Annotated in this window: 24 protein-coding genes; 17 read left to right on the forward strand and 7 right to left on the reverse strand. The window is 72.2% G+C overall.

The annotated features are described in order from the left end of the window. The 6 genes from ABD298_RS14565 to ABD298_RS14590 all read left to right on the forward strand — a co-directional run. Nucleotides 1–923 (forward strand): HAD-IC family P-type ATPase (locus tag ABD298_RS14565; RefSeq protein ID WP_344300473.1); only part of this gene is annotated, 923 nt, incomplete at its 5' end. 4 nt (nt 924–927) lie between these two features. After that, nucleotides 928–1,425, forward strand: a complete 498-nt coding sequence (locus tag ABD298_RS14570; protein ID WP_344300474.1) for a DUF6153 family protein — start codon at nt 928–930, stop codon at nt 1,423–1,425. Nucleotides 1,426–1,473: 48 nt separating this feature from the next. Continuing rightward, entirely contained in the window at nt 1,474–2,103 is a 630-nt protein-coding gene (locus ABD298_RS14575) for a DUF305 domain-containing protein (RefSeq protein ID WP_344300475.1), read from the forward strand. Beyond that, nucleotides 2,100–3,017: a F510_1955 family glycosylhydrolase gene (locus ABD298_RS14580; RefSeq protein WP_344300477.1), complete on the forward strand. Its 918-nt coding sequence runs from the start codon at nt 2,100–2,102 to the stop codon at nt 3,015–3,017. The genes ABD298_RS14575 and ABD298_RS14580 overlap by 4 nt, the downstream gene beginning before the upstream one ends. Beyond that, a complete protein-coding gene (locus tag ABD298_RS14585) occupies nt 3,017–4,606 on the forward strand; it encodes a multicopper oxidase family protein (RefSeq protein ID WP_344300478.1) in 1,590 nt (529 codons plus the stop codon). Before ABD298_RS14580 ends, ABD298_RS14585 begins: the two co-directional genes overlap by 1 nt. Nucleotides 4,607–4,673: 67 nt before the next feature. Beyond that, a complete protein-coding gene (locus tag ABD298_RS14590) occupies nt 4,674–5,084 on the forward strand; it encodes a DUF302 domain-containing protein (protein WP_344300479.1) in 411 nt (136 codons plus the stop codon). Between the two features lie 23 nt (nt 5,085–5,107). Here ABD298_RS14590 and ABD298_RS14595 read toward each other — a convergent pair whose 3' ends face one another. Beyond that, nucleotides 5,108–6,769, reverse strand: a complete 1,662-nt coding sequence (locus tag ABD298_RS14595; protein WP_344300480.1) for an ABC1 kinase family protein — start codon at nt 6,767–6,769, stop codon at nt 5,108–5,110. A 28-nt stretch (nt 6,770–6,797) separates the two neighbouring features. Beyond that, the gene (locus ABD298_RS14600; RefSeq protein ID WP_344300481.1) at nt 6,798–7,469 is read right to left on the reverse strand and encodes a GntR family transcriptional regulator; all 672 of its coding nucleotides are present in this window, start codon (nt 7,467–7,469) and stop codon (nt 6,798–6,800) included. A gap of 88 nt (nt 7,470–7,557) precedes the next feature. Between ABD298_RS14600 and ABD298_RS14605 the strand changes: the two genes are divergently transcribed. After that, nucleotides 7,558–8,868 (forward strand): MFS transporter, encoded by a 1,311-nt coding sequence (locus ABD298_RS14605; RefSeq protein WP_425564451.1) that lies wholly within the window; start codon nt 7,558–7,560, stop codon nt 8,866–8,868. A 64-nt stretch (nt 8,869–8,932) separates the two neighbouring features. Here ABD298_RS14605 and ABD298_RS14610 read toward each other — a convergent pair whose 3' ends face one another. Together ABD298_RS14610 and ABD298_RS14615 are read right to left on the reverse strand one after the other, a co-directional pair. Then, on the reverse strand, nt 8,933–9,541 hold the full coding sequence (locus ABD298_RS14610) for a TetR/AcrR family transcriptional regulator (protein WP_344300482.1): 609 nt from the start codon (nt 9,539–9,541) through the stop codon (nt 8,933–8,935). A 102-nt stretch (nt 9,542–9,643) separates the two neighbouring features. Continuing rightward, the gene (locus ABD298_RS14615; protein ID WP_344300483.1) at nt 9,644–10,858 is read right to left on the reverse strand and encodes an ROK family protein; all 1,215 of its coding nucleotides are present in this window, start codon (nt 10,856–10,858) and stop codon (nt 9,644–9,646) included. Nucleotides 10,859–11,008: 150 nt separating this feature from the next. On the opposite strand from ABD298_RS14615, the gene ABD298_RS14620 reads away from it, so the two are divergent. From ABD298_RS14620 to ABD298_RS14665, 10 genes are all read left to right on the forward strand, one after another. Beyond that, nucleotides 11,009–12,337: an ABC transporter substrate-binding protein gene (locus ABD298_RS14620; RefSeq protein ID WP_344300484.1), complete on the forward strand. Its 1,329-nt coding sequence runs from the start codon at nt 11,009–11,011 to the stop codon at nt 12,335–12,337. Next, a complete protein-coding gene (locus ABD298_RS14625; protein ID WP_344300485.1) occupies nt 12,337–13,272 on the forward strand; it encodes a carbohydrate ABC transporter permease in 936 nt (311 codons plus the stop codon). Before ABD298_RS14620 ends, ABD298_RS14625 begins: the two co-directional genes overlap by 1 nt. Continuing rightward, complete coding sequence (locus tag ABD298_RS14630) at nt 13,269–14,135, forward strand: carbohydrate ABC transporter permease (RefSeq protein ID WP_344300486.1); 867 nt, start codon at nt 13,269–13,271, stop codon at nt 14,133–14,135. Before ABD298_RS14625 ends, ABD298_RS14630 begins: the two co-directional genes overlap by 4 nt. A 16-nt stretch (nt 14,136–14,151) precedes the next feature. Further along, nucleotides 14,152–15,246: an ABC transporter ATP-binding protein gene (locus tag ABD298_RS14635; protein WP_344300487.1), complete on the forward strand. Its 1,095-nt coding sequence runs from the start codon at nt 14,152–14,154 to the stop codon at nt 15,244–15,246. Further along, nucleotides 15,243–16,604, forward strand: a complete 1,362-nt coding sequence (gene ggh, locus ABD298_RS14640) for a glucosylglycerate hydrolase (protein WP_344300488.1) — start codon at nt 15,243–15,245, stop codon at nt 16,602–16,604. The genes ABD298_RS14635 and ggh overlap by 4 nt, the downstream gene beginning before the upstream one ends. Continuing rightward, a complete protein-coding gene (locus tag ABD298_RS14645; protein ID WP_344300489.1) occupies nt 16,601–17,860 on the forward strand; it encodes a Gfo/Idh/MocA family protein in 1,260 nt (419 codons plus the stop codon). The genes ggh and ABD298_RS14645 overlap by 4 nt, the downstream gene beginning before the upstream one ends. A gap of 263 nt (nt 17,861–18,123) precedes the next feature. Next, nucleotides 18,124–19,374, forward strand: a complete 1,251-nt coding sequence (locus ABD298_RS14650; RefSeq protein WP_425564443.1) for an NAD(P)-dependent malic enzyme — start codon at nt 18,124–18,126, stop codon at nt 19,372–19,374. Between the two features lie 108 nt (nt 19,375–19,482). Continuing rightward, nucleotides 19,483–19,986 (forward strand): DUF456 domain-containing protein, encoded by a 504-nt coding sequence (locus tag ABD298_RS14655; RefSeq protein WP_344300491.1) that lies wholly within the window; start codon nt 19,483–19,485, stop codon nt 19,984–19,986. Nucleotides 19,987–20,297: 311 nt separating this feature from the next. Continuing rightward, a complete protein-coding gene (locus ABD298_RS14660) occupies nt 20,298–21,251 on the forward strand; it encodes a hypothetical protein (RefSeq protein WP_344300492.1) in 954 nt (317 codons plus the stop codon). A 67-nt stretch (nt 21,252–21,318) separates the two neighbouring features. Then, a complete protein-coding gene (locus ABD298_RS14665) occupies nt 21,319–22,668 on the forward strand; it encodes an MBL fold metallo-hydrolase (protein ID WP_344300493.1) in 1,350 nt (449 codons plus the stop codon). A 171-nt stretch (nt 22,669–22,839) separates the two neighbouring features. Here ABD298_RS14665 and ABD298_RS14670 read toward each other — a convergent pair whose 3' ends face one another. The 3 genes from ABD298_RS14670 to ABD298_RS14680 form a co-directional block, all read right to left on the reverse strand. Further along, nucleotides 22,840–23,337, reverse strand: coding sequence for an Lrp/AsnC family transcriptional regulator (locus ABD298_RS14670; protein WP_344300494.1), 498 nt, complete (start codon nt 23,335–23,337; stop codon nt 22,840–22,842). 245 nt (nt 23,338–23,582) lie between these two features. Beyond that, entirely contained in the window at nt 23,583–23,867 is a 285-nt protein-coding gene (locus tag ABD298_RS14675; protein ID WP_208710601.1) for a WXG100 family type VII secretion target, read from the reverse strand. A gap of 177 nt (nt 23,868–24,044) precedes the next feature. Then, nucleotides 24,045–24,542 carry a hypothetical protein gene (locus ABD298_RS14680; protein WP_344300495.1) on the reverse strand — a complete coding sequence of 166 codons (498 nt, stop codon included), beginning with the start codon at nt 24,540–24,542 and terminating at the stop codon, nt 24,045–24,047. Nucleotides 24,543–24,607 lie beyond the last annotated feature (65 nt).

The following is a 24,607-nucleotide window of genomic DNA, read 5'->3' on the forward strand; positions in this document are numbered from 1 at the left end:
CCGCCCCGGACGGCCCCGCCGGCGAGGACGCGCTCCTGGCGCTTGCCGCGGCCGCCGAGGCGGACAGCGAGCACCCCGTGGCCCGGGCGATCGTCCGCGCGGCCCGCGACCGCGGCCTCCGCGTTCCCGCGGCCACCGGGTTCCAGGCCAGCTCGGGTCGGGGCATCCAGGCGCGCCTCGGCGGCGAGAATGGCGGCGAGCTCGTCCAGGTCGGCGGCCCGGCGATGCTGGCCGAGCTGGGACTCGATACCCCGGCGGAACTGGCCGACGCCGTCGACCGCTGGAAGGCCCGCGGCGCCTCGGTGCTCCACGTGATCCGCGACGGCGGGATCGCGGGGGCGCTGGCGCTCGAGGACTCCGTCCGAGAGGAGTCCCGCACGGCCGTTGCTGCCCTCCAGCAGCGAGGGATCCGCGTCGCGATGATCACGGGCGACGCCCAGCAGGTGGCCGACGCGGTGGCCCGGGACCTCGGCATCGACGAGGTGTTCGCCCAAGTGCTGCCGCAGGACAAGGACCAGAAGGTTGCCGAACTCCAGAAGCGCGGCCTCAGCGTCGCGATGGTCGGCGACGGCGTGAACGACGCGCCCGCCCTGGCCCGGGCCGACGTCGGCATCGCGATCGGCGCCGGCACGGATGTCGCCATCGAGTCCGCGGGCGTGGTGCTCGCCGGCAACGACCCGCGCTCGGTGGTCTCGGTGGTCGAGCTCTCCCGCGCGAGCTACCGCAAGATGTGGCAGAACCTCGTGTGGGCGACGGGCTACAACGTCATCGCCGTGCCGCTCGCGGCCGGAGTGCTGGCTTTCGCGGGGATCATGCTCTCCCCGGCTGCAGGCGCGGTCCTCATGTCCCTGTCCACGATTGTGGTGGCACTCAACGCGCAGCTGCTGCGGCGGCTCGACTTGGATCCGGGCCACGTCCGATAGGACCATGATGAGCGTGCATATCGACACAACTCGCGCCGGACATCGGGCACTCGTGCCCGTTCCGGGCGCTGAGTGGTGTCGGAATGTCCGGTGGCTCCTCGTCCTGGCCCTCGCCCTCGGCGTGCTCGCCATGCACGCGGCACCGGGGGCGTCCACGACGCACACCACGACGCCTGCTGTCGCGCACGCGGCCCCAGCCCACCATGCCCACGGATCGAACCCGGGATCCGACCATTCGACGGGACCAGACATCCTGTTGGCCTCCGACAAGCGATTCGCCGGCTGGGGCCCGGACGAGTGCACGCAGGGCAGCGGCGACGCGCCGGTCCACGCGGCCCACTGCATTCCGGCGCCCGGTGGAGTGCCCCCGGCGCCGCCCGCCGTCGTGGTGCTGGAGCGTTCAGACGCGCTCCCGCAGCCGCCGGCGGCATCCGTCCCACGGTCGATCCTCCCGCGCGCCCCGGCGCCAGACCTCACCCAGCTCTCGATCAGTCGCACCTGAGCAGGCCTCTGCCTGCCCGCACACCTCTCCACGACTGAAAGAAGACCGATGAACGCCAAGAACTCTGCGCTCCCTGCTGCCCTGCTCGCCGCCACCGTCGCCCTCGCCGGATGCGGCGCTTCCCAGGCGGCTCCCGCCGCGCCGTCGGGTGCTTCCCCGATGGATCACAGTGGGCACTCGATGCCCCTGGGGACGCCCAGCAGCTCGTCATCCCAGGGCGCGTTCAACGCCGCGGACGCCATGTTCGCGCAGATGATGATCCCGCACCACGAGCAGGCCGTCGAGATGAGTGGCATCGTCCTGGCCAAGCCCGGCCTCGACGCCCGGGTCGCCCGGGTCGCAGAGCGGATCAAGGCCGCCCAGGCCCCGGAGATCGCAACCCAGCGCGGCTGGCTCGCCGCATGGAACCAGCCCACTCGCATGGCGGCCGACGCAGGCCACGGCATGGAGGGCATGGTGAGCGACGAGGACCTCGCCGCGCTCAAGGGCGCCGATGCCGGCGAGGGGGCCAAGCTCTTCCTCACCCAGATGATCGCCCACCACGAGGGGGCCGTGACGATGGCGAAGTCGGAGCTCAGCACGGGTGCCCACCCGGGGGCGGTGGCGATGGCGCAGTCGATCGTCGACTCCCAGACCACGGAGATCGACCAGATGAAGTCCCTCCTGGGGCAGCTGTGAACGCGCGTGCTGCCCGGATGCCGCGTGCCCGGACGCCGCTGTCCCGGCCCGGCGTGCTCGGCGCCGTCCTCGCTGCCGCCCTCGGCGGCGCGCTGGCGCTGGCGGGGTGCGCCGCACCCGCAGCGGGCACGACGGCGTCGGCCGCCTCGGGCCCGACGGGAGCTTCCCTGCCGGGAGGCCACGTCCACGGCATCGCGGCGACTGGCGACGGCTCGACCGTCCTGATCGGAACCCACCAGGGCGTCTACGACGTCAGCGGCGCCGAGCCCGAGCGCGTCAGCGCCGCGGACGACTTCATGGGCTTCGTCGGCGATCCCGCCGGGACGCTCTGGGCCTCCGGCCACCCCGGGCCCGGCTCGTCCAGGCCCAACCCGCTGGGCCTGCTCCGCTCGACCGACGGCGGCCGGACCTGGACCGTCGTGTCCAACGAGGGTGTCTCCGACTTCCACGCGCTCACCGTCACGAAGTCGGGCCTCGTGGGGTTCGACGGCGTGCTCAAGCGCACCCCGACCGGCGAGGCCTGGGCCGCGGTCTCCTCGTCCCTGCACCCCGCGGTTCTGGCCGGGCACCCTTCCACGGACACTGTCCTCGCCACGACAGAGAAGGGCCTGTTCGCCTCCCTCGACGGCGGGACGACGTGGCTGGCCGTGCCCAGCGCCCCGCTCATCCAGTTCGCAGCCTTCTCGGACGCCCGCCGGGTGGTCGGGGTGGCGCCCGACGGTGCGGTCTACTCGAGCGCGGACGCGGGCATCTCGTGGACCCGGCTCGGCGACGCAGGGAAGGGGGTCGAGGCGGTCACTGCCGTCGCGGCTCCCGGTCAGCCCGTGCGGGTCCTCGCGGCGACGGACTCCGGGCTGGTGGAGTCCCGCGACGGCGGTGCCACCTTCGCCGCCTACGAGCCGACGAGGCCGTGATGAACGGCCCGCACCCCCACGGCCCGCACCCCCACGGTCCGCACCCCCACGGCCCACATCCCCACGACCTGCGCCGGCTGGCCGGGCCGGTCTCCCGTCGCGGCTTCCTCGGGCTCTCCCTTGCGGCCGCCTCGGCGGCCATGCTCGCCGCGTGCACCTCGCCGTCGCCCTCGGCGGCCACCCGCGTCCTGTCCTCCGACGACGCGGTGCGGGCCGCCGAGGCCGCCCGACCGTCGTCGGGCCGCGCGATCGCCGCCCGGCTGGACCCCGCGCCGCTCACCGCCACTCTGGACGGGAAACCCGTCCAGACGTGGGGGTACAACGGGGCGGTCAACGGCCCGCTCCTGCGCGGCTCGGTGGGAGACCGGCTCGAGGTCGCCCTGGCCAACGGACTGCCCGAGCCCACGGTGGTCCACTGGCATGGACTCGCCCTCGCCAACGACCAGGACGGCGTCGAGATGCTCACGCAGAAGGAGATCGCCGCGGGCGGATCCTTCGGCTACGGCTTCAGGCTCGCCCACCCCGGCACGTACTGGTACCACTCCCACGTGGAGCTCCAGCGCGAGCGCGGCCTCTACGGGCCGCTCATCGTCGACGACCCGTCCGAGGCCAAGGACTGGGACCACGAGTGGGTCATCCTCCTCGACGACTGGATGGACGGCGTCACCGGCACTCCGGAGGACGTCCTCAACGAGCTGTCCCAGGGCATGGGCGGCATGATGGGCGGCCAGCCCGGCGGCCAAGGCGGCGGCCGGTACACGGGCATGGGCGCCGTGAGCGATTACCTCGGCGGCGACGCCGGGGACGTCCGCTACCCCCTGCACCTGTTCAACGGCCGAACCCCCTCGGACCCGGACACGCTGCGGGCCAAGGCCGGGAACCGCGTCCGGCTCAGGATCATCAACGCCGCCGGGGACACCGCCTACCGCGTCGGCGCGCCCGGGGTGAAGCTCACGGTGACCCACACGGACGGGTTCCCGGTCGAGCGGACGGAGGCGGACGCCGTCGTGCTCGGGATGGGCGAGCGGATCGACGCGCTGCTGACCGTGCCCGAGGGATGGACGCCGCTCATGGCGCGACCGGAGGGCAAGACGGGGCTCGCGCTCGGGCAGATCAGCACCGGGACCGGGAAGGAGCCGATCCCGGCGGCCCTGCCGTCGCGGCTGACGGGGACGGTGGTCGACGGCGGCCAGCTCGCCGCCGCGCCGGGCGTCCGCCTCGCGCGGCGGGTCGCCGACCGGACGCATACGGTCCGGCTCACCGGCTCCATGATGGCCTACGACTGGGGCCTGAACGGGCGCCGCTTCGACATGGCCAACCCGTACGAGGGCGCCCTCGAGGTCCGGCAGGGCGAGCGCGTGCGGATCGACTTCGTCAACGAGTCGATGATGTGGCACCCCATGCACCTGCACGGCCACACCTTCCAGGTCGGGGACGCCGGAGCGCGGAAGGACACGGTGATCGTGCGGCCGGGGCAGACGGTCAGCGTCCTCTTCGACGCCGACAATCCGGGCCAGTGGCTCTACCACTGCCACAACGCGTACCACGCGGCGCGCGGCATGATGGGAGTCCTGAGCTACGTGAGGTAAGAGCCAGAGACCGGGCTGGGACGTCGGACCCTTGCCCAGCCCGGCCTCCTCTGGAAGCGTGGGCGCCATGGCCTACACCCTCACCACGCACGTCCCGCTGCCCTACGCCGAGGCGGTCGACGCCGTCAAGGCGGCCCTCGCCGACCAAGGCTTCGGGGTCCTGACCGAGATCGACATCCGCAAGACGTTCACCGCCAAGCTGGGCGATGAGGCGGGAGACTCGGTGGGGGACTACGTGATCCTCGGCGCGTGCAACCCGAACCTCGCGAGCCGCGCCCTGGGCGCGGAACCCGAGATGGGGGCGCTCCTGCCGTGCAACGTCGTGGTACGCCGTGCCGTCGGCGCCGAGGAGACGACTGTCGAGGCGATCGACCCCCAGACCATGGTGCAGCTCAGCTCGAGCGGGCAGGTCAAGGAGGTCGCGGACGACGCCGGCACGCGCCTGCGTGCCGCGCTCGCCGCGGTCTCAGGGCAGTAGTCCCGTCCGGGGCGGAGGCGCCGCTACCTGCGCCGGCGCCGCAGCGCGCTCACGGCCAGGTACGTGCCGAGGCCGCCCGCCGCGCCGATCCCGGTCCGCAGCAGGGGCGCGCGCCAGCCGCGCCAGCGCGTGTCGTTCGTGACGACTTCCCCGACGCCGCGGATGAACGCCGCCGCAATGACGGCGGCCAGCACCTTGTTGCCGACGCGCTCGGCGCGGGCCATGAGCGGCTCGAGTTCGGCGGCGCGGAGGTGCACTTCGAACCCGCCGGCGTCGAGGACCCGGCTGGCGCTGTCGATGAGGTCGGGCAGGTCTCCCGCGAGGTCCATCGCCGTGAGTCCGGCCTCCTTGAGGCTCCGCGTGATGGCGGCAGGGGAGTACTGCTCGAGCAGGAGCCGGCGCACGTGCGGCTCGAGCACCCGGGAGAGCCTGAACTGGGGGTCCAGGACCCGGCCGAGGCCCTCGGCCATGACGAGCATCTTGATGACCACCGCCGCCTCGGCGGGCATCACGAGGTGGTGGTGGCGGATCACGGCGAGGAGCTTCTGCGCGAGCCGGGCCAGGTTCACGTCGGCGAGGTCCACGCCGTCGTACAGCGAGATGAACACCGCGACGTCGGCGGCGAGCCGTTTGCGGTCCTCCACTGCGCCCGAGCGCGACATCGCCTCGAGGACTCGGGCGAGCCTTCGCGGGTCCTTGCGGGCGAGCGCGATGAGGAGCCGGCCCAGGTCATGGCGGAGCTGGTCGCTGATCTCCCCGACCATGCCGAAGTCGATGAGCGCGATGCGGCCGCCGGGCTCCACGAACATGTTGCCCGGGTGCGGGTCAGCGTGGAAGAAGCCGTCCTCGAAGATCATCTGTGCGAGTGCGGCCGCCGAGTGGTCGGCGAGGGCGCGCCGGTCGAGCCCCGCCGCGTCGAGCGCCGCGACGTCGTTGATCTTGAGGCCTTCCATGAACTCGAGCGTGAGGATGCGGGACGTCGTGGTGTCCCAGTAGACCTTCGGGAACCGGAACCGCTCGTCGCCGGCGAAGTTCGTGGCGAACCGCTCCGCGCTGCGGGCCTCCTCGAGGTAGTCGAGCTCGGTCGTGAGCGTCTTGGAGAACTCCTCGACGAGGCCTTCCACGTCGTAGTTGGCCAGGACCGGCCACGCCCGGGTCGCGGTGGCGGTGACGTTGCGCAGGATCTCGAGGTCCTCGCGGATGCGCTCCACCGCGCCGGGCTTGCGGACCTTGACCACCACCCTCGTGCCGTCCGCGAGCCGTGCCTCGTGGACCTGGCCGATCGAGGCGCTCGCGAGTGGCGCGTCGTCGAACGAGGCGAAGGCGCTGTCCGCGTCCATGCCGAGCTCCTCGCGCACGACGGCGTGGATCGCCTCGGCGGGTACGGGCGGCGCCGCGTCCTGCAGCTTGGCGAGCTCTGCCTGGTACGGCTCAGGGACGAGGTCGGGCCGGGTCGAGAGGATCTGCCCGAGCTTCATGAAGGTCGGACCCAGCTCCTCGAGGGCCCGGCGGACATGCACGGGGGCGCCGGCGGGGGCGCCTTGGCCCTCCTGCCCTCGCCTCGGGCCCGGAAGCCAGCGCGAGAGGCCGGCCACGGTCAGGACATGGCCGAGGCCGTGCCGGGCGAGGATGTCCGCGATCTCGCGATACCGCCTGGCGTGACCGCTCCAGGGAACCAGCGCCATGGGACGAGCCTACCGTCCTGCGGGTCCCCTACCCCTTCAGCAGTCCCGCGAGCCCGTCCATCACGGGCCTGCGGCCCGCCTCGATGTGGGCGGCGGCGACGGCCTCGGCGAGCTGCGGCTGGCCGGTGATGATCGCGTCGGCGAGCTCGTCGTGCTCGAGCGCGTTGACCTCGAGGGAACGGTTGACGGCCAGGCCGAAGATCCAGCGGTTGAGCCCGTGGAGCGGGCGCATCGAGCGTTCCAGGAGCCCGCTGCCGGCGAGGGCGATGATCTGGTCGTGGAATCGCGTGTTGAGGTCGGACGTCAGGTCCGTGTCGCCGGCCTCGAGCGCTTCCTTCGCCTGGCGCAGGGTGTCGAGGAGCCCGGCGCCGTCCTCCCCGGCGGCCACGCGTTCGGCGGCCCGCCTGGCGGCGAAGGACTCGAGGAGCACGCGGAGGTCGAACAGCTCCTCGACGTCCTTGAGCGTCAGCTTCCGCACCACCGCGCCGCGGCGCGGAGCGGTCACGAGGAAGCCGTCCTGCTCGAGGCGGTGGATCGCCTCCCGCACGGGGATGCGGGAGACCCCGTACTGGTCCGACAGCTCCCGCTCGCGCAGCCGCTGTCCCGGTGCGGCCCGGCCGGAGATGATCGCGTCGAGGATCTGCTGGTAGACCTTGCCTGCCATCGCCTCGTCCGGCGCCACCGCTGTCACGTTGTCCACTGTCGAAGGGTATCCGGTCCGGGACGCCCTTTTCGGCGGTAATCTGAGACCACCTGTACCGCCCGCACCCACCGGAGGCCCCGTGGCCGTGCCCCACAGCCCCGCCGAACAGAGCCCCGCGGAGCGAAGCCCGACCGGGCGCGCCCCGGCGACCGCTGCGGCCTTCGCCGAGCCGACCGCCCCTGTGCGGCCGCGCTGGATCCTCGGCGTCGTCCTCGTCAACATCGGCATCAACGTCGCCTTCTTCGGGCCCCTCCAGGTGCTCCTGGCCCAGCAGGCCGCGGCGTTCGCGCCCGGGCAGAAGGAAGCCGTCCTGGCGCTCGTGACGAGCGCGGGAGCGGCCGTCTCCGTGGTCTGCAACCCCCTCGCGGGGGCCCTCTCCGACCGCACGTCCGGCCGGTTCGGCCGGCGCCGCCCCTGGGTCTTCTTCGGCGCCCTCACGGGCACGCTCGCCCTCGTCGGGCTGTCCGGCGCGCCGAGCATCGCCGCGATGGCGGCGCTGTGGTGCCTCGTCCAGCTCGGCGCCAACAGCGCCTACGCCGCCATCACGGCCGCCGTGCCGGACCGGGTGCCCGTCACGCAGCGCGGATCGGTGGGGGGCCTGGCCGCTATGGGCATCACGACCGGGATCCTCCTCGGCACGGCGGTGGGGGCGGCCGTCGCGGGGAACTTCTCCCTCGGCTACCTCATCTGCGGGGCACTGCTCGCGGTGAGCGTCGTCCACTTCCTGCTCGGTGCGAGGGACGAGCCCCTGCCCCGTGCGGCGCTCGGGCGGTTCTCGCTCGGGAGGTTCGTGGCAGCCTTCTGGATCAGCCCCCGCCGCCACCCTGACTTCGCCTGGGCCTGGTTCACCAAGCTCCTGGTCAACGTGGGCAACCACGTGGTGCTGCTCTACCTGATCTACTTCCTCACGGACGCCGTGCGGATCGAGCAGACCACCGGCATCCCCCCGGCCACCGGGACGCTCATCCTCACCGGCCTGTACTCGGCGATGGTCATCGCGACGAGCATCCTGGGGGGCAAGGTCAGCGACCGCATCGGCAGGCGCAAGCCCCTCGTCATCGGCTCGTCCGCCGTCATGGCCGTCGCCTCGCTCATTCTCGCGCTCGCCCCGACCTGGACCGGCGCCCTCGTCGGGGCCATCGTGCTGGGCATCGGCTTCGGCGCCTACATGGCCGTGGACTTCGCGCTCGTCACCCAGGTCCTGCCCAACGCCGCCGACCGCGGCAAGGACCTCGGCGTCATCAACATCGCCAACTCGCTGCCGCAGGTCATTGCACCGGCCATCGCCTACCCGTTCCTCGCCTTCCTCGGCGGGTACGTGTCCCTCTACATCGGCGCGGCCGTCATCGGGCTCTTCGGCGCCGTCTTCGTCACCCGGATCCGCTCGGTCGCCTGAGCCGCGCACGACGGCGGCCGGGGCCACGCGCGCCGGCGCCCGGCCGGCGTCGCTCCCCGCGGGATCAGCCGGCGCGGCTGGCGCGGCGGCGGGCGACGATCTCGCAGGCCGCCTTGAGCTGCTTCTCCGCCTCGAGCGGGATGAGCCTGCCCGTCCGCACGGCGGAGACGAGCCCCGAGATGACGTGGACGATGCTCCGGCCGCGCTCGGCACCTCCCGCGAGCCGCCCGAGCACCGACCAGGAGAGCTCGTCCACCTCGCCGACAAGGCCCGTCAGCTCGTGGTCCGCCGGGACGATGAGCTCGTCGACGCACGAGTTCACCGCGGGCTGGGAGAGGCGCATGTGGAAGAGCTCGACGGCGGCGCCGGCCAGGAGCCGTGCACGCTGGGCCTCGGTGCGCGACCCGCTCGCGCGGTCCTCCACCCGGGCGCGGAGCTCGAGGAGCTGGCGCCGGTGCAGGGCCAGGAGGAGGTGGGCGGCCGAGGGGAAGTAGCGGTGCGCGGTGCCGAAGGCGACCCCGGCCTCCTCGGCGACAGCGGTGATGTCGATGTCCGGGTATTCGAGGGTGGCGAACCGTGCTGCGGCGTCCAGGAGCTGCGCGTACCGGGCAGCGAGGCGGGGCGTGGCCGGAGGAGGGGCTGGGGTGACCAGATCCTGGGGCAGTTCGAGCACAGCGCAGCAACCTCTTTTCCCGACGCTTCTGCATCCCATGGCACGCCGCGGCTGGGGTCGTGCGGAGGGACTGTCCAACTATACGCCACGGAGGGTGCGGCGCTAGGAAGCCCCAGTCTCTGGGAGTGCCGCCGCGCGCGCAGCCTGCGCAAGCAGGGCGTCGATCCTCGCGGGGGCGTAGAGGGCCTGCATCACGAGGCGGGAGAGGCCTATCGGAATGGGGTGCGAGGCGCGGGACGGCCCGATCTCGAGCCCCGTGAGGACGTCCGCGAAGACCCGCTCGCCGATCTCCTCGCGCACGGCCTGCACGAAGGTGTCGAGCAGGCCCACGACGCCGCCGAGCGCCACCCGCGCGGGGTTCACCGTCGCGACCACCGCGGCGAGCACGGACCCTGTCAGACGCCCCGCCTCGGCGACGGCCGCGAGCACGGCCGGGTCGCCGGCGTCGTGCGCCCGGGCGAGGTCCGCGAGCGAGCGGCAGTGTTGGAGCCCCGGCTCGGCGAGCAGGGCCCGCCCAGACGCCGCCGCCGCGAGGCAGCCAGCGCGTCCGCACCGGCACGTCCGCCCCGCCGCCTCGGGGATCCGGACGTGCCCGATGTCGCCGGCCGCGCCGTGGACGCCCCGCACCAGAGCCCCGTCGACGACGATCCCGCACCCGATCCCGGTGCTGACCTTCACGGCCACGAGCCCCTCGTCGGCGGCGCCGGCCTCTCCGACGGCCATGGCCCGGGCATCGTTCTCGACGACGACGGGACAGGCCAGGGCCTCCTCGAGCCGCGCGAGCACGCTGGGCAGGTCCCAGTGCCCGAGGATCGAACGGCTCAGTCCTGCGGCGCCGGAGGCCTCGACGGGGGCGGGGAGGCCCAGGCCGGTTCCCACGGGCGTCCGGCCGGCGAGGAGCTCCCGGGCGGCGGAGGCGAACAGGTCCACCGCAGCGCCAGCGGGCCCAGAGGCGTCCCACCGGAAGACGGCCGAGGCGAGGACCGTATGGCCCGGCGTGAGGAGGTGGACGGCGGCGTGGGTCTGGCCCGCGTCGATCGCGACCAGCACCTTCTCCCGGTCATCGAACCGGATCCTGCGTGCGCGGCGGCCGCCGGTGGAGCGCAGGGGCTCGGCCTCGTAGGCCAGTCCGGCGGCGAAGAGCGCGTCGAGGCGTTCGTACAGGGTGGAGCGGGCCATGCCGGTCAGCTCCAGGAGGGACGCCCTGCTGATCCCCTCCGGTGAGCTGCGGATGAGCGCGAGCAGCTGGCCGGGACTGGTCGCAAGGCCGGTGGCCGCAGCTGGCCGTTCGACGGGCATGCCGGGGTGCACTTCCATCGTCCTCTGTTGACGTGATGCCGATCACACACTTACGATCGACAATCGTACAGAAGTTTCGCTTCGATGTCCTGCCGGTGCTGGGAGGCGCGGACACGGCGGGGGAGGCTTCGATGCGGAATGTGGTTGGTCTGCCACAGGAGGCACCCCATGAACCCCATCCCGACCACCAGCCGGCGCACGTTCATCGGGGGCGCCCTCGCGGCGGCGGTCGTCGCCCCGATCCTCTCGGCCTGCAGCGTGAACACGAGCGGAAGCGGCGGCTCCGGCTCGGTGAGCTTCCTCTCCACCCAGTTCGCCCCCGTCGAAGAGCGGCAGAAATACGAGGCCACCCTCAAGAAGGCGGTGGGGGACAAGGCCAACGTCGCCTACAACCCCGTCGACAACCCCACCTTCAACACGACGATCAAGTCGCAGCTGGACGCCAACAAGGTCGAGATCGGACTGATCGGCGGCCTCCACGGCGACCTCGTCCCCTTCGCGAAGCAGCTTGAGGACCTGAGCTCCCTGACGGACGAGCTCAAGTCCCGCGGCTACTCCAAGGACCTCCTCGAGCTGGCCAAGCTCGGCACCGACAAGCCCCGCTACATCCCCTGGATCCAGGCCACGTACATCCTGGCGGTCAACAAGAAGGCCCTCCAGTGGCTGCCCAGCGGAGCGGACGTCAACAAGCTCACCTACGACCAGTTCCTGGCGTGGGCCCAGGCGGCCAAGGCGGCGAACGGGGGGAAGCCCGTCTTCGGCATTCCGGCCGGCCCCAAGGGGCTACACCACCGCTTCTACCAGGGCTTCCTCCTGCCCAGCTTCACGGGGGGCCAGATCACGACCTTCCGGAACGCGGACGCCGTGACGGCCTGGACGTACATGCGGAACCTGTGGGCGAACATGAACCCCGCCTCGACCAACTACGACTTCATGCAGGAGCCCCTTGGGAACGGCGAGGTGCTCGTGGCATGGGACCACGTGGCGCGCCTGATCAACGCGGTCTCCGCCAAGCCGGACGACTTCGTCCTTGCGCCAGCGCCGTCGGGCCCGAAGGGTCTGGGCTACCTCCTCGTGGTGGGCGGCCTCGCCGTCCCCCAAGGGTCGAAGGACCGGGACAAGGCCTTCGACGTCATCCGGGCCCTCTCCACCAAGGATGCACAGATCGAGACGCTCAAGTCGAACGCCTTCTTCCCGGTCGTCAAGGCGGACATCGGGTCCGACCTGCCGCCCGGCATCGCGCTCGAGGCCAAGGCAGTGAGCGCCCAGCAGGACGCCTCCGGCGCGATCCTCGCGCTCCCGCCCGTGGGCCTCGGCGACAAGGAGCCCCAGGTCGGGCAGATCTTCAAGAACTGCTTCCAGGAGATCTGCCTCAACAATGCGGACGTCAAGGCGACGCTCGACAAGCAGGGCGCGGCCCTCGCCGACATCATGAACAGCCTCAAGGTCCCGTGCTGGGCGCCGGACCCCAAGGCCGACCAGTGCACGGTGGCGTGATGGCCACCGCCCAGTCGCCCGGCGCCACGTCGAGCGCCGCGGAGCCCGAGCCCCGGCCGCCCCGGCCCCCCGGCGGCCGCCGTCCGAGCATGAGGCGCCGCAGCACGTCGGCCGCGATGCTCCTCATCGCGCCGTCGGTCGTCTTCATGACCCTGCTCTTCGGGTGGCCGATGGTGACGGGCATCCTCCAGGCGTTCGGCGGCCCGTCGGGGCTCACCACGGACAACTTCGCCCGCATGGCCGCGGACCCGTACTTCTGGCCGTCGGTGCGCAACACCGTCCTGCTCATCGTGGTCATGATCCCCGTGCAGTTCATCCTCGCGCTCGCGATGGCGCTGCTCATCCGGGCGAAGCCCAAGCTCTCGGGGCTGTACTTCTACATCTGGGCCATCCCGCTGGCGGTCAGCGACCTGGCCGCCGGCCTCGTGTGGCTCGTCGTCTTCACCGACCGCGGCTACCTCAACTCCCTCCTCACGAGCGTGGGGATCAGCCCGGTCTCGTGGCTCGCCTACGACAACTACCCCTCGATGTTCATGACCGTCCTCATCGCGGAGGTGTGGCGCGCCACGAGCCTCGTGTTCGTGATCGTCGTGGCCGGCCTGCAGTCGATCCCCAAGGACTACGAGGAAGCGGCAGGGGTGTTCGGCGCCGGATTCTGGTCCAGGCTCTGGCACGTGACCCTGCCGCTGCTGCGGCCGAGCCTCCAGACCGCGCTCATCCTGCGCACCATCCTCGCGTTCCAGACCTTCGCCGTGGCGCTCGCGCTCACCGGGCAGAACTTCCCGCTCGTGGTCGGCGAGACCTACCGCTGGTACACCGGCCTGCAGGACACGAACGTCGCCTCCGCCCTGGCGCTCGTCGTCATGGCAGTGTCGATGGTTACCGCGGTCGGCTACCTCCGCCTCCTGCGCGACCAGACGGAGGGCGCGTCATGAGCGCGGCCGCCTCCTCCACCGCCGGGCGCGACGACGTCGACCGCCGCCCGCTGGCCGCCCGCCGCCGCCAGCGGGTCCTCCTCCAGGTCGCGTGCGTCCTCGTCTCGCTGTTCATGGCGACGCCCATCTACCTCATCGCCCTCGCGGCGACCTCGAGCCGGGAGTCGCTCCAGCGCTTCCCGCTGAGCTTCATCCCGGACAGCTTCTCGCTCGAGACCATGCAGACGTTCCTGCAGTCCACGGGCATCCTCGGGGCACTCATCAACTCGGTCCAGGTGGGCCTGTTCACCCTCGTCCTCTCGCTCGTCATCGGTGTTCCGGCGGGGTACGCCGTGGCCCGGTTCGCCTTCCCCGGCCGCGATCCGTACCAGCTCTTCCTGCTCTTCACCCGGGCCCTGCCGATCGTGGTCCTGTCCGTACCGCTCGCCCAGCTGTTCCTGCAGACCGGCCTCTACGACAGCGCACTCGCCGTCGTGCTCCTCCACACCGCGCTGGCCCTGCCCACGACGATCCTCATCACCGCCTCCGTGTTCCTCGGCGTCCCGCGGGATGTGGAGGAGGCCGCGCGGATCTTCGGCTGCTCTCCCATCCAGGCCTTCCTCAAGGTCGTCATCCCCATGGCGATCCCGGGCATCGCGGCCGCGTCGATCTTCACGTTCGTCATGAGCTGGAACGAGGTCCTCGGCGCGTCCATCCTCACGCTCAACCAGCGCACGCTGCCCGCGCAGGTCCTCACGTCCCTGTCCGAATCCCCGTTCGCGTACCGGTTCGCGGGCGGGTTCCTCCTTGTCCTCCCGGCGCTCATCTTCATCTTCTTCATGCGCCGCTACCTCACCAACATGTGGGGCTCCACGATCCGCTGAGTGAGAGGCGCCTGCCATGGCCGACATCCAGATCCGCAACCTTCACAAGACCTACCCGGGGAGCACCGAGCTCGCTACGAACGATGTCTCGCTGCACGTGGACCAGGGCGAGTTCATGGTGCTCCTGGGCCCGTCCGGCTGCGGGAAGACCACCCTCCTGCGCATGGTCGCGGGCCTTGACCTCCCCGACCAGGGGAGCATCCACATCGGCGGCCGGGACGTGACCTACCTGCCGCCGCAGAGTCGCAACCTGTCCATGGTGTTCCAGTCCTACGCGGTGTTCCCGCACCGGAAGGTGCGCACCAACATCGGGTTCGGCCTCACCATGAAGAAGCTGGCCAAGGCAGAGGTCGAACGCAAGGTCGCGTGGGCGGCCGACCTCCTCCAGCTCACCCCCTACCTCGACCGGTACCCTGCGCAGCTGTCCGGCGGACAGCGCCAGCGCGTGGCCGTGGCCCGGGCGATCGTCATGGACGCCGACGTGCTGCTCATGGACGAGCCGCTCTCGAACCTCGACGCCCTCCTGCGCCTGGACTTCCGGGCCGAGCTGAAGCGGATCGTCCAGCAGCTCGGCACCACGACCGTGTACGTGACACACGACCAAGTCGAGGCCATGAGCCTGTCCGACCGCGTCGCCGTCATGCGCAAGGGCCAGATCGTCCAGCTCGGGAACCCGATCACGGTCTACGAGGAGCCCGCCGAGCGGTTCGTGGGCGGCTTCATCGGATCGCCGCCCATGAACTTCCTCGGTGCCGAGGTGAGGGAGGGCACGCTCCGGATCGGCAGCCAGGCCATCGCGGCGCCGTCGTTCCTGGCCGAGGCTGCGCGGGCCGACAGCGGCAGGGCGGCCATGCCGGTCACGGTCGGCATCAGGGCCGAGAACATCTCCGTGGCGGACCGCGGCTCCGAGGGGACGCTCGACGCGCGGGTCGACGTCGTCGAGCCCCTGGGCCACGCGACGCTCCTGACCGTGGACCTCGAGGGCCAGACCCTCAAGGTCCAGGTGCCTTCCACCGTCCGCCTCGAGACGGGCCAGATGATCGGCCTGCGGCCGGACCCCCAAGCCCTGCGCTTCTTCGACACCGAGACGCAGCTCGGACTCACGGCATGAGCGCCACCAGCTGGCCCAACCCGGACGCTCCCCTGAAGGACCACGCGGAGCTGGGTGACAGGGCCCGCGCCGTCCTCGCGGCCAACGACACCGGGGCGATGGTGACCGCCGCCCCCAACCTCTACCCGCACATGTGGAGCTGGGACGCGGCATTCGTCGCCGCCGGGCTCTCGACGATCAGCGTCCCCCGGGCGCTCGCCGAGCTCGCGCACCTGCTCGGCGCCCAGTGGGAGTCGGGGATGATCCCGCACATCGTCTTCTCCGAGGCCCCCGGCTACTTCCCCGGGGTCGACCGCTGGCGGACCGAGGGCGTCTCCCCGCCCGGCGTGAAGTCGAGCGGCATCTGCCAGCCGCCCGTGCACGCGACCCTCCTGCGCCGGATCGTGGAGCGGGCGACGGCGCGCGGCGGCGAGGCCGCCCGGCTCGCCGAGGACTTCGCCCGCCAGAGCGTGCCCCAGTGGATCCGCTGGCACGGATGGCTCCGCAGCGCCCGCGCGGGCGACGGGTCCGGCCTTGTCACCATCTACCACGGCTGGGAGTCCGGCATGGACAACTCGCCGCGGTTCGACGGCCCGTACTCCCGGGTCCAGCCGGGGGACCTCGAGCCCTTCGTCCGCACCGACACGCGCATTGTGGAGGACGCGAGCCAGCGGCCCAGCGACGAGGAGTACGCGCGCTACCTGTGGCTCGTCCAGCAGATGGCGGACGCCGCGTTCGACGACGCCCGCCTGCCCGGCGTCGTCGACTTCCAGGTCAAGGACGTCTTCGCCTCCGCTGCCCTTGCGACGGCCAACGAGGACCTCGCCGTCCTCGCCGAGCGGCACGGGCACGCCGGTGAGGCGCCGCGGCTGAGGGAGTGGGCCGAGGAGTTCCGCGAGGGCGTCGATTCGACCGTGGACCCGGAAACAGGGCTCGCCAGAGACCGCGATGTCCTGACGGGGGAGTGGATCGACCCGCCCACGATCGCGGGCTTCGCGCCCCTCATCTCGACTGCCGACCGTGCCCTGCGCGAACGCCAGTCGGCCCTCATCGACGGGCCCGACTGGACCGGCGACCCCCGGCTCGCGTTCCCCCTCCCGGCATCGACCTCGACCACCTACGGGGACCTCCGCCCGCGACAGTACTGGCGGGGGCCGGTGTGGCCGGTCATGAACTGGTACCTCGCCACGGCTCTGCGGCGCCACGGGGACGAGGGCCGGTACGCGGCCTGGCGGCAGGCCTCGCTCGCCCAGCTCATGGAGGGCCACTTCGGCGAGTACTACGAGCCGTTCACCGGCGAGCCCCTCGGCAGCTGGAACCAGTCCTGGACCGCAGCGGTCGCCCTCGAATGGCTGGACGACGCGGAGCCCGGGGGATGACGCCGCCGGACCTGCCGGTCCGGATCCTCGTGGCCGGGGCAGGCGCCCGCGGCGCCGCGTACGCGAGGCTCGCCACGGCGACCGGGCGCGCCGTCGTCGTCGGCCTCGCCGAGCCCGTCGAGGACAGGCGGGAGGGGCTCGGCGACGAGCTCGGCGTGCCGCCGGCGGCCAGGTTCCCCGACTGGCGGGAGATGCTGAGGCGCGAGCGGTTCGCCGACGCCGTCGTCATCGCCACCCAGGACCGCGACCACTACGAGCCGTTCGTCCTCGCCGCCCGCCGCGGCTACGCCATCCTGCTCGAGAAGCCGATCGCGGTCACCCGCAGGGGATGCCGCGAGCTGGCGTCCGCGGCCCGCGCGCACGGCGTCACGGCGGCGGTCTGCCACGTGCTGCGCTACACGCCCGTCACCGCGGCAGTGAAGAGGGTCCTGGACGCGGGGGAGATCGGGCGGGTCGTCTCGGTGCAGCATCTCGAGCCGGTGGGCTACTGGCACTTCGCGCACTCGTACGTCCGGGGCAGCTGGCGGCGGGAGGACCTCTCCAGCCCCTTCCTGCTGGCGAAGTGCACGCACGACGTCGACTGGCTCACCTATGTGGTGGGCAGCAGGCCCGTGCGGGTGAGCTCCTTCGGCGCGCTGACCCATTTCCGTCCCGACGAGGCGCCTGACGGCGCGGGGGAGCGGTGCACGGACTGCGCGGTTGAGCCCTCGTGCCCCTACTCGGCCCTGCGGATCTACCGTGCCGGCCGGCCCGAGGCGGGGGTCCCCGACAGCCGGCGCGCCTACTACACGGACATCGTCGACCCTGGCGGGACGCCGGAGTCGCTCCGCCGGGCGCTGGAGAGCGGCCCCTACGGGCGCTGCGTCTACCGCTGCGACAACGACGCCGTGGACCACCAGGTGGTCGCCATCGAGTACGAGAACGCGGCGACGGCCACGCTCACCGTCACCGCCTTCACGGAGGCGACCGCGCGGCGGACGAGGATCTTCGGCACCCGCGGCGAGCTGGCGGTCGACGACGGCCGGGTCACCGTGCGCGACTTCCTCACCGATGCGACGCGCGCCGTTCCCGTGCCCGGCGAGGCGTCTGGGGGACACGGTGGCGGCGACCGTGGCCTCATCGAAGCGTGGGTGGGCTCGCTCGCGGAGGGCCGGGGCGGTGCGATCTCCTCGGATCTGGCGGAATCGCTCCTGAGCCACGAGGTGGTCTTCGCGGCCGAGGAGGCGCGTCACACGAGGAGCGTCATCGAGGTGTGAGGACTTCCGCCTTGCGGAAGCGGTGTCCCGTTCGCCTATGATGGTCGGTATCTCATTCCCCGAGGCCAGCGACCCGCGGACATCCCCGCACACCCCGTTGGCCCCCGGAAGCGCCGAACCCGGCAGGAACCCCGGATCCCCCTCATGGCTGTGCCATGGAACGCGCCCTGCCCGACGAAGCGCACGGTGCACGTTCCAGCGCACGGCCAGCCACGCCGTCGTGCGCCCTGCGGCCCGGCGGCACCGACCCAGGAGACAGTGCCGTGTCCATTCCCACCATTCAGGCCCAGAACAGCCAGCAGAACCAGAACAGCCAGCAGAACCAGGACAGCCAGCCCGAGGCGAAGCAGCAGCCCATCACGGACGAGGAGATCTTCGCCGCGCACGAGGGCGGGAAGCTCTCGATCGGGGTGGACCGCCCGCTCGCGACGAAGCGGGACCTCTCGATCGCGTACACGCCCGGCGTGGCACAGGTGTCCCGCGCGATCGCCGCGGACCCGTCCCTGGCCCGGACGCACACGTGGGCCTCGCGGCTGGTCGCAGTCGTCTCCGACGGCACGGCGGTGCTGGGCCTGGGGAACATCGGCGCGGCGGCGTCGCTGCCGGTGATGGAGGGCAAGAGCGCCCTGTTCAAGACCTTCGGCGGGCTGGACTCGATCCCGATCGTGCTGGACACGACCGACGTGGACGAGATCGTCGAGACAATCGTGCGGATCGCACCCAGCTTCGGCGCGGTGAACCTCGAGGACGTGGCCGCGCCGCGCTGCTTCGAGCTCGAGGCGCGCCTGATCGAGGCCTTGGACATGCCGGTGATGCACGACGACCAGCACGGCACGGCCGTCGTGGCCCTCGCCGCCCTGACGAACGCCGGGGCCGTGGTCGGCAAGGAGCTCCCCGCCCTGCGCGTGGTCATCGCCGGGGCCGGCGCGGCCGGGATCGCGATCGCCGAGATCCTCCTGGCTTCGGGCGTCGCCGACGTGATCCTGCTGGACTCCAAGGGCGCCATCCACGCCGGCCGGCCCGACCTGGCCGAGCCCAGGAACGCGATGAAGGCCGAGTACGCGGGCCGCACGAACCCGCGCGGTGTCACCGGCGGCACGGCGGAGGCCCTGGCAGGGGCGGACGTGTTCATCGGCGTCTCCTCGTCCACCGTGCCCGAGGAGCACCTTGCGGGCATGGCGGAGGGCGCGATCGTGTTCGCGCTGTCCAACCCGGACCCGGAGGTGGCCCCCGAGGTTGCGCGCCGGCACGCCGCCGTCGTGGCCACCGGGCGCAGCGACTTCCCGAACCAGATCAACAACGTCCTCGCGTTCCCGGGGATCTTCCGCGGGGCCCTGGACGCGGGGGCGCGCCGGATCACCCCCGCGATGAAGCTCGCGGCCGCCCGCGCCATTGCCGAGCTGGCCCAGGACAAGCTCTCCGCCGACTACATCGTCCCCAGTCCCCTCGACCCGCGCGTCGCCCCCGCCGTCACGGCGGCCGTCATGGGCGCCGCCACCAGCCCGGGGGAGTAGCCCCCACCTCCATCGACTGCTCCGTAAGTGTCGTTCTGACGCCTCAGAAGGACACTTACGGAGCAGTCGATTCGGGGCCTGCGATCCGGGGTCTGCAAGGATGGCCGGGTGGACACGAGCATTCTGACGGCCGTCCTGGTCGGCCTCGCCCTTGCGGTCTCGGTCGCCGGGGTCATCATCCCCATCCTGCCGGGCAGCATCCTCGGCCTCGTCGCCCTGCTCGCGTGGGCCATCTTCGGGGGCGCCGGGTGGGGCGGGTGGCTCGTGTTCGCGATCGGCGGTGTGCTCTTCGCCTGCGGCATGGCCGCCTCCGCCGTCCTCGCCGGCCGACGCCTGCGCGAGCGGCAGATCCCCAACCGGTCGGTCGTCGCAGGTGCGGTGCTCGCCGTCGTCGGCATGTTCGTCATCCCGGTCGTGGGGCTCTTCGTCGGCTTCGCCCTGGGGCTCCTGCTGAGCGAGTGGGCCCGCACCCGGCACTTCCGGGGCGCCGCGTCGTCGTCGTGGGCGGCGCTCAAGGCGACCGGCCTCGGCATCCTCGTGGAGTTCGGCTTCGCCTGCGCCGCCGCGACCGTCTGGGTCATCGGCATGTGGGTCCACTTCGCGACCCGCTGACACCCCGTTCCGGGTACGCCAGAATCGCGCCCACCCCGTTCCGGGTACGCCAGAATCGCGCCCACCCCGTTCCGGGTACGCACGACGGCGCGTGCGCCCCACGCGCGGCCGGCGCCCCTTATGCGAGACGCCCGGTGACGGAGGAGACGCCCCGAAGGCGCCCTCCCCGCTACAGGACGTCCCCGGCCGGGCCGGAAGGCGTCTCAGGTGCACCAAGGCGTCCCCGGACACCCGCGTACCCGAAAGCCCCGGCCGGGCCGCACGGCGTCTCACCCGCACCACGGCCGGCCGCCCTCGCTAGCATGGTGGGCATGGCTTCCGGCAAGCTGGACCGCCAGCCGTCGTTCCACGACCTGCGCGACCTCACCCCGTTCCGGGGCGTGCAGGTCTATGCGCCCGTGCGCGGATTCGGCCGCAGGATCGCCAGCCGCGTCACCGGGCGGGTGCGCGCCCCCAAGCTCCGCACGTTCGCGTCGAAGGTCGAGAAGCAGGTCCATGCGGCGATTTTCCTCGGCAGCGACCCCGAGCGGCTCGTTCTGCTCGCACGGGCGCATCCCGGCTGGTCCGGCCTCTGCTACGTCGCGGCAGGTCTCCATGCCTACCGCGCGCACCAGCACGCCCAGGCCGCGGAGCTGCTCTCGCGCGGCCTCGCCGGAGCGAGCGAGCCCCCGGCCGCTGCGTTCGCCGCCACCTACCTGGGGGGCCTGCGCCACTGGATCGAGCTCTCCGAGGGCGTCGAGGTGGAGGTCGCCTTCAGCGAGGAGGCCATATGCCTCGCGCTCGCGCACAGCCTGAGGGAGATCGGCAGGCCCGAGGAGGCGCTCGCCGTGATGGATCCGCTGCCGCCGTCCCTTCCCGCCGCGCTCGCCACCTGCCGGCTCTACGAGGTGCTCGGCCGCCCCCGGGACGTCGTCTCCCGGACCGAGGGCCTCACGAACGCGAACGACGTCGCCGCCGCCCTCCTCGTGATCCGTGCCCGCGCGCTGCGCGAACTCGGGCAGCGCCCCGCCGCCCAGACCGCCGTGCGGGAGGCGATGCGGCGCCGTCGCACGTCGTTCGCTGTGAAGAACGCTGCGGCGACCGAGCGGGCGCTGCTCATGCTCGGTGTCGGGCGGAGGAGCCGGAGCGGGGTGGCGGAGTCGGCGCCGTCGGCGGCCTTCGAGGAGCTGCGGGCCGCGACGAAGGCGCGCCGCGCCCGCGAGGCCGAGGCCCGGGAGCTGTGGCTGCGGGAGTTCGAGCGGCTCGACGGCGGCCCGCGTCTCTAGCCCTGTCGTGGCAGGCGGCGCCGACGTACGGTGGGCTCACGCCAGGCCGCACGACGAGGAGGACGCCATGGAAGTCGTGGTCATCGAGACGCCGCCGCTCGGGGACAGGAGCTACCTCGTCCACGACGGCACACACGGCCTGCTCGTGGACCCCCAGCGGGACATCGACCGGCTCGAGCGGGCGGCCGCCGAGGCAGGCGTGGAGGTGACCCACGTCCTCGAGACCCATCTCCACAACGACTACCTCACGGGCGGCTACGCCTACGCCCGCAAGCACGGGGCGCAGTACCTCCTGAGCGCGCTGGACGACGTCTCCTTCGAGCGCACCCCGGTCGCGGACGGGCAGCGGTTCAGCGTCGGCGCGCTGACCGTCATCGCGGTGGCCACGCCAGGCCACACGCACCACCACCTCTCCTACGTGGTGGAGCACGAGGGCCGGCAGGCTGTGTTCTCCGGCGGGAGCGTCCTGTACGGGTCGGTGGGGCGCACGGACCTCCTCGGCGCCCAGGACACGGTAGGCCTGTCCCACGACCAGTACGCCTCCGCCCGGCGGCTTGCGGGGGAGGCCCGCCCGGACGCGGCCCTGTACCCCACGCACGGCTTCGGCTCCTTCTGCTCCTCGGGCCCCGCGTCGGACGCGACCGAGTCGACGCTCGGCGAGCAGCTGGAGTCCAACCACGTCTACACGGATCCGGACGAGGGGCACTTCGTCGCCGAGCTCATCGCCAACCTCACCGCCTACCCGAGCTTCTACGCCCACATGGCCCCGCTCAACGCCGAGGGCCCCGGCGAGCCCGACCTCTCCGTCCCCGAGCCCCTCGACCCCCACGAGCTGCAGCACCGGCTCGAGGCGGGGGAGTGGGTCGTGGACCTCCGCACCCGGGTCGCCTTCGCCTCGGACCACCTCCGCGGCACCGCGAGCTTCGAGTACGGCACGAACTTCACGAACTACCTCGGCTGGCTCTTCCCCTACGGCCGCACCCTGACCCTCGTCGGCGCGCGCGACGACGTCGAGCGCGCCATCCGCGACCTCGCCCGCATCGGGATCGAGCGTCCCGACGCCGCCCTCGGCGAGGATCCGGCTCAGCTTGCGCCCGGCGCCCCAGCCTCCTCCTACCCCCGGCTCGGCTGGGCGCACGTGGCGGCGCAGCTCCCGCCCGAGGACACGGTCCTGGATGTGCGCCGCCGCGAGGAGCACGACGCCGGCCACCTCCCCGGGGCGGTCAATGTCCCGCTGCACGAGCTGCTCGCGAGGCTCGACGACGTCCCGGCCGGCCGGGTGTGGGTGTACTGCTCGTCGGGCTACCGGGCGAGCGTCGCGGCGAGCCTGCTCGACCGGGCAGGCCGGGACGTGGTGCTCATCGACGACCGCCTCTCGCGGGCGGCCCACGCCGGGCTGTCGCTCGTCACGGCCTGATCCGGCCCTCCCTGCCCGTCCCCTCCCTTCCCGTCTCGGGTACAGATCGGGACGCCAGAACGCCCTTTCGGGTACGGGCCCCGTACCCGAGATGCCCACGGGGCGCGCGATCTGTACCCGAGATGCCCACGGGGCGCGCGATCTGTACCCGAGACGGGGGTGGTGGGGCGCTCAGGCGAGCAGCGCCGTCGTGCGGTAGGGGATGACGGTGCGCAGGATCATCCGTGTCGAGGTGCGGCGGATGCCCGGGCAGAGGCGGATCTCCTCCGAGACGCGGTACAGGTCGTCGGGGCTGGTGGCGACGACCCGGATCAGGAGGTCGGTGTCCCCGGCGGGGGCGAGGCATTCGAGGACCTCGGGGATCCCCCGGAGGGCGGCGACGGCGTCGTTGATCCGGCTCTGGTCGAGCTCCGCGCTGACCTCCGCCATGACGCCCCGGCCGAGGCCCTCCGGCCGGACCCGCGTCGAGTGCTCCCGCAGGACCCCGGAGGCCGTCATGCGCTCGATGCGCGACTGGACGGTCCCCCGGGCCAGGCTGAGCCGCTGGGCGAGGACCATGATGGGCGCCCGCGGGTCCTCATCCAGGGCGAGCAGGATCCGGCGGTCGGTAGAGTCAAGCTGCTGCGAAGTGACCACTCCTCGCGGAAAATCGGGCGGACTATTGATCATATTGACCACTCTACTCCACGCCTGTTGTCACTGACGGTCTTCCAGTGGTCCGATGGTGGCAATCAGCCGGACCGGCCCACCGGTCGGCCCGGCGCGGAGACGGCCCGCGGCGCACCACCCAGCGCCCGGGACCCGAGAGGGCACGCCAGCCCTGCCGCACGCCAGCACAGGATGCACTTGAGATGCACTGAAGGGCCCAGAGGCGTCTGCCTCGGGGCCCTTCAGTGCTGCAGCTGCACTCCGGGTCAGCTGAGGGTGCTGGAGGTCTGCTCCTGGGCGGCGGCGTTGGTCTTCATCGTCCGGGACGCCTCGCGCAGCTGCTCGATGAGCTTCGCGAGCGACTTCATGCCGCTGGCCTGCCACTCGTTCTTGAACTGGTCGGCGTCGCGGCCGGCCCAGTTGGCGGGGATGTTGTTGTTGATGAGGGCGTTGAGGTTGTTCTTGATGCTCTCGACCTCGGCGGCCTTGGAGTCGAACTGCTTCGCGACGCCGCGCAGCTCGGCAACGTTGGCACCCTGCTGAATCGCCATGATCTCTTCCCTTCGTCCGTTCCCCGAGCTTCCCCCGTGGACTCTGGGCTCCACGCTACCGGGCTGGACCAAGGGCTGCGATGGGGAGAACTCCACACGCGGCCGAGGGCCCCGGACCGCCGTCGCGCGGCGCATCGGGGCCCTCGGTGGTCGGGCGGGCAGGTGCTGGGGCTCCGGTCAGCTGGCCCGGCCGACTGCCAGGACGGGCTGGGTCCCTGTATGGATGGGACGGCTCGCTGCTGGCCTGACGAGGGTCACGGTGGTCTCGATGGCGGTGGAGGCGGCGGGTGCGGCAGCCGGGACCGCGACGTCCTCGTCCTCGGCCTGGGTGGCGCCGGTGGCATCCCGCTTCGGATCGCGGGCGGACGAGGCCGCCTCGCTGGAGGCGACGGCTGCCGCGCGCTGGGAGGCGAGGATCGCGTCCGCCTTGGCGATCACAGCGGTGCGGATGTGGTCCGCGTCGGCCGCGTCCGCCGTCGTGCGCTCGGCTGCGGCCTGGTCTGCGGTGCGGCGGAGGGGGCGCAGGAGCAGGCCGATGATGGAGGCGATCCCTTGCCCGGCACCCGCGATCAGGAGGGTGATGCCGAAGGCTGCGGCGAGGAAGGCGAACAGGACACCGCCCAGAATGAGTGTCCCGATGTAGACCAGGTTGGCAACCAGCAAGGCGTCGTCCACAGAAGCTCCTCCCCACGGGGTCGGTTGGCTGGCCCTCGCGCCGGCCACGACCATCCATTCTTTCC

This window comes from Sinomonas flava (assembly GCF_039531875.1).
In the GTDB taxonomy this organism is placed as follows: domain Bacteria; phylum Actinomycetota; class Actinomycetes; order Actinomycetales; family Micrococcaceae; genus Sinomonas; species Sinomonas flava.

Bases quoted from the DNA above. Each gene is read 5' to 3' on its own strand.
- ABD298_RS14570 (WP_344300474.1), top strand. From the start codon at position 928: ATGATGAGCGTGCATATCGACACAACTCGCGCCGGACATCGGGCACTC.
- ABD298_RS14575 (WP_344300475.1), top strand. From the start codon at position 1,474: ATGAACGCCAAGAACTCTGCGCTCCCTGCTGCCCTGCTCGCCGCCACC.
- ABD298_RS14585 (WP_344300478.1), top strand. From the start codon at position 3,017: ATGAACGGCCCGCACCCCCACGGCCCGCACCCCCACGGTCCGCACCCC.
- ABD298_RS14590 (WP_344300479.1), top strand. From the start codon at position 4,674: ATGGCCTACACCCTCACCACGCACGTCCCGCTGCCCTACGCCGAGGCG.
- ABD298_RS14595 (WP_344300480.1), bottom strand. From the start codon at position 6,769: ATGGCGCTGGTTCCCTGGAGCGGTCACGCCAGGCGGTATCGCGAGATC.
- ABD298_RS14615 (WP_344300483.1), bottom strand. From the start codon at position 10,858: ATGGAAGTGCACCCCGGCATGCCCGTCGAACGGCCAGCTGCGGCCACC.
- ABD298_RS14620 (WP_344300484.1), top strand. From the start codon at position 11,009: ATGAACCCCATCCCGACCACCAGCCGGCGCACGTTCATCGGGGGCGCC.
- ABD298_RS14625 (WP_344300485.1), top strand. From the start codon at position 12,337: ATGGCCACCGCCCAGTCGCCCGGCGCCACGTCGAGCGCCGCGGAGCCC.
- ABD298_RS14630 (WP_344300486.1), top strand. From the start codon at position 13,269: ATGAGCGCGGCCGCCTCCTCCACCGCCGGGCGCGACGACGTCGACCGC.
- ABD298_RS14635 (WP_344300487.1), top strand. From the start codon at position 14,152: ATGGCCGACATCCAGATCCGCAACCTTCACAAGACCTACCCGGGGAGC.
- ggh (WP_344300488.1), top strand. From the start codon at position 15,243: ATGAGCGCCACCAGCTGGCCCAACCCGGACGCTCCCCTGAAGGACCAC.
- ABD298_RS14645 (WP_344300489.1), top strand. From the start codon at position 16,601: ATGACGCCGCCGGACCTGCCGGTCCGGATCCTCGTGGCCGGGGCAGGC.
- ABD298_RS14660 (WP_344300492.1), top strand. From the start codon at position 20,298: ATGGCTTCCGGCAAGCTGGACCGCCAGCCGTCGTTCCACGACCTGCGC.
- ABD298_RS14665 (WP_344300493.1), top strand. From the start codon at position 21,319: ATGGAAGTCGTGGTCATCGAGACGCCGCCGCTCGGGGACAGGAGCTAC.
- ABD298_RS14670 (WP_344300494.1), bottom strand. From the start codon at position 23,337: ATGATCAATAGTCCGCCCGATTTTCCGCGAGGAGTGGTCACTTCGCAG.
- ABD298_RS14675 (WP_208710601.1), bottom strand. From the start codon at position 23,867: ATGGCGATTCAGCAGGGTGCCAACGTTGCCGAGCTGCGCGGCGTCGCG.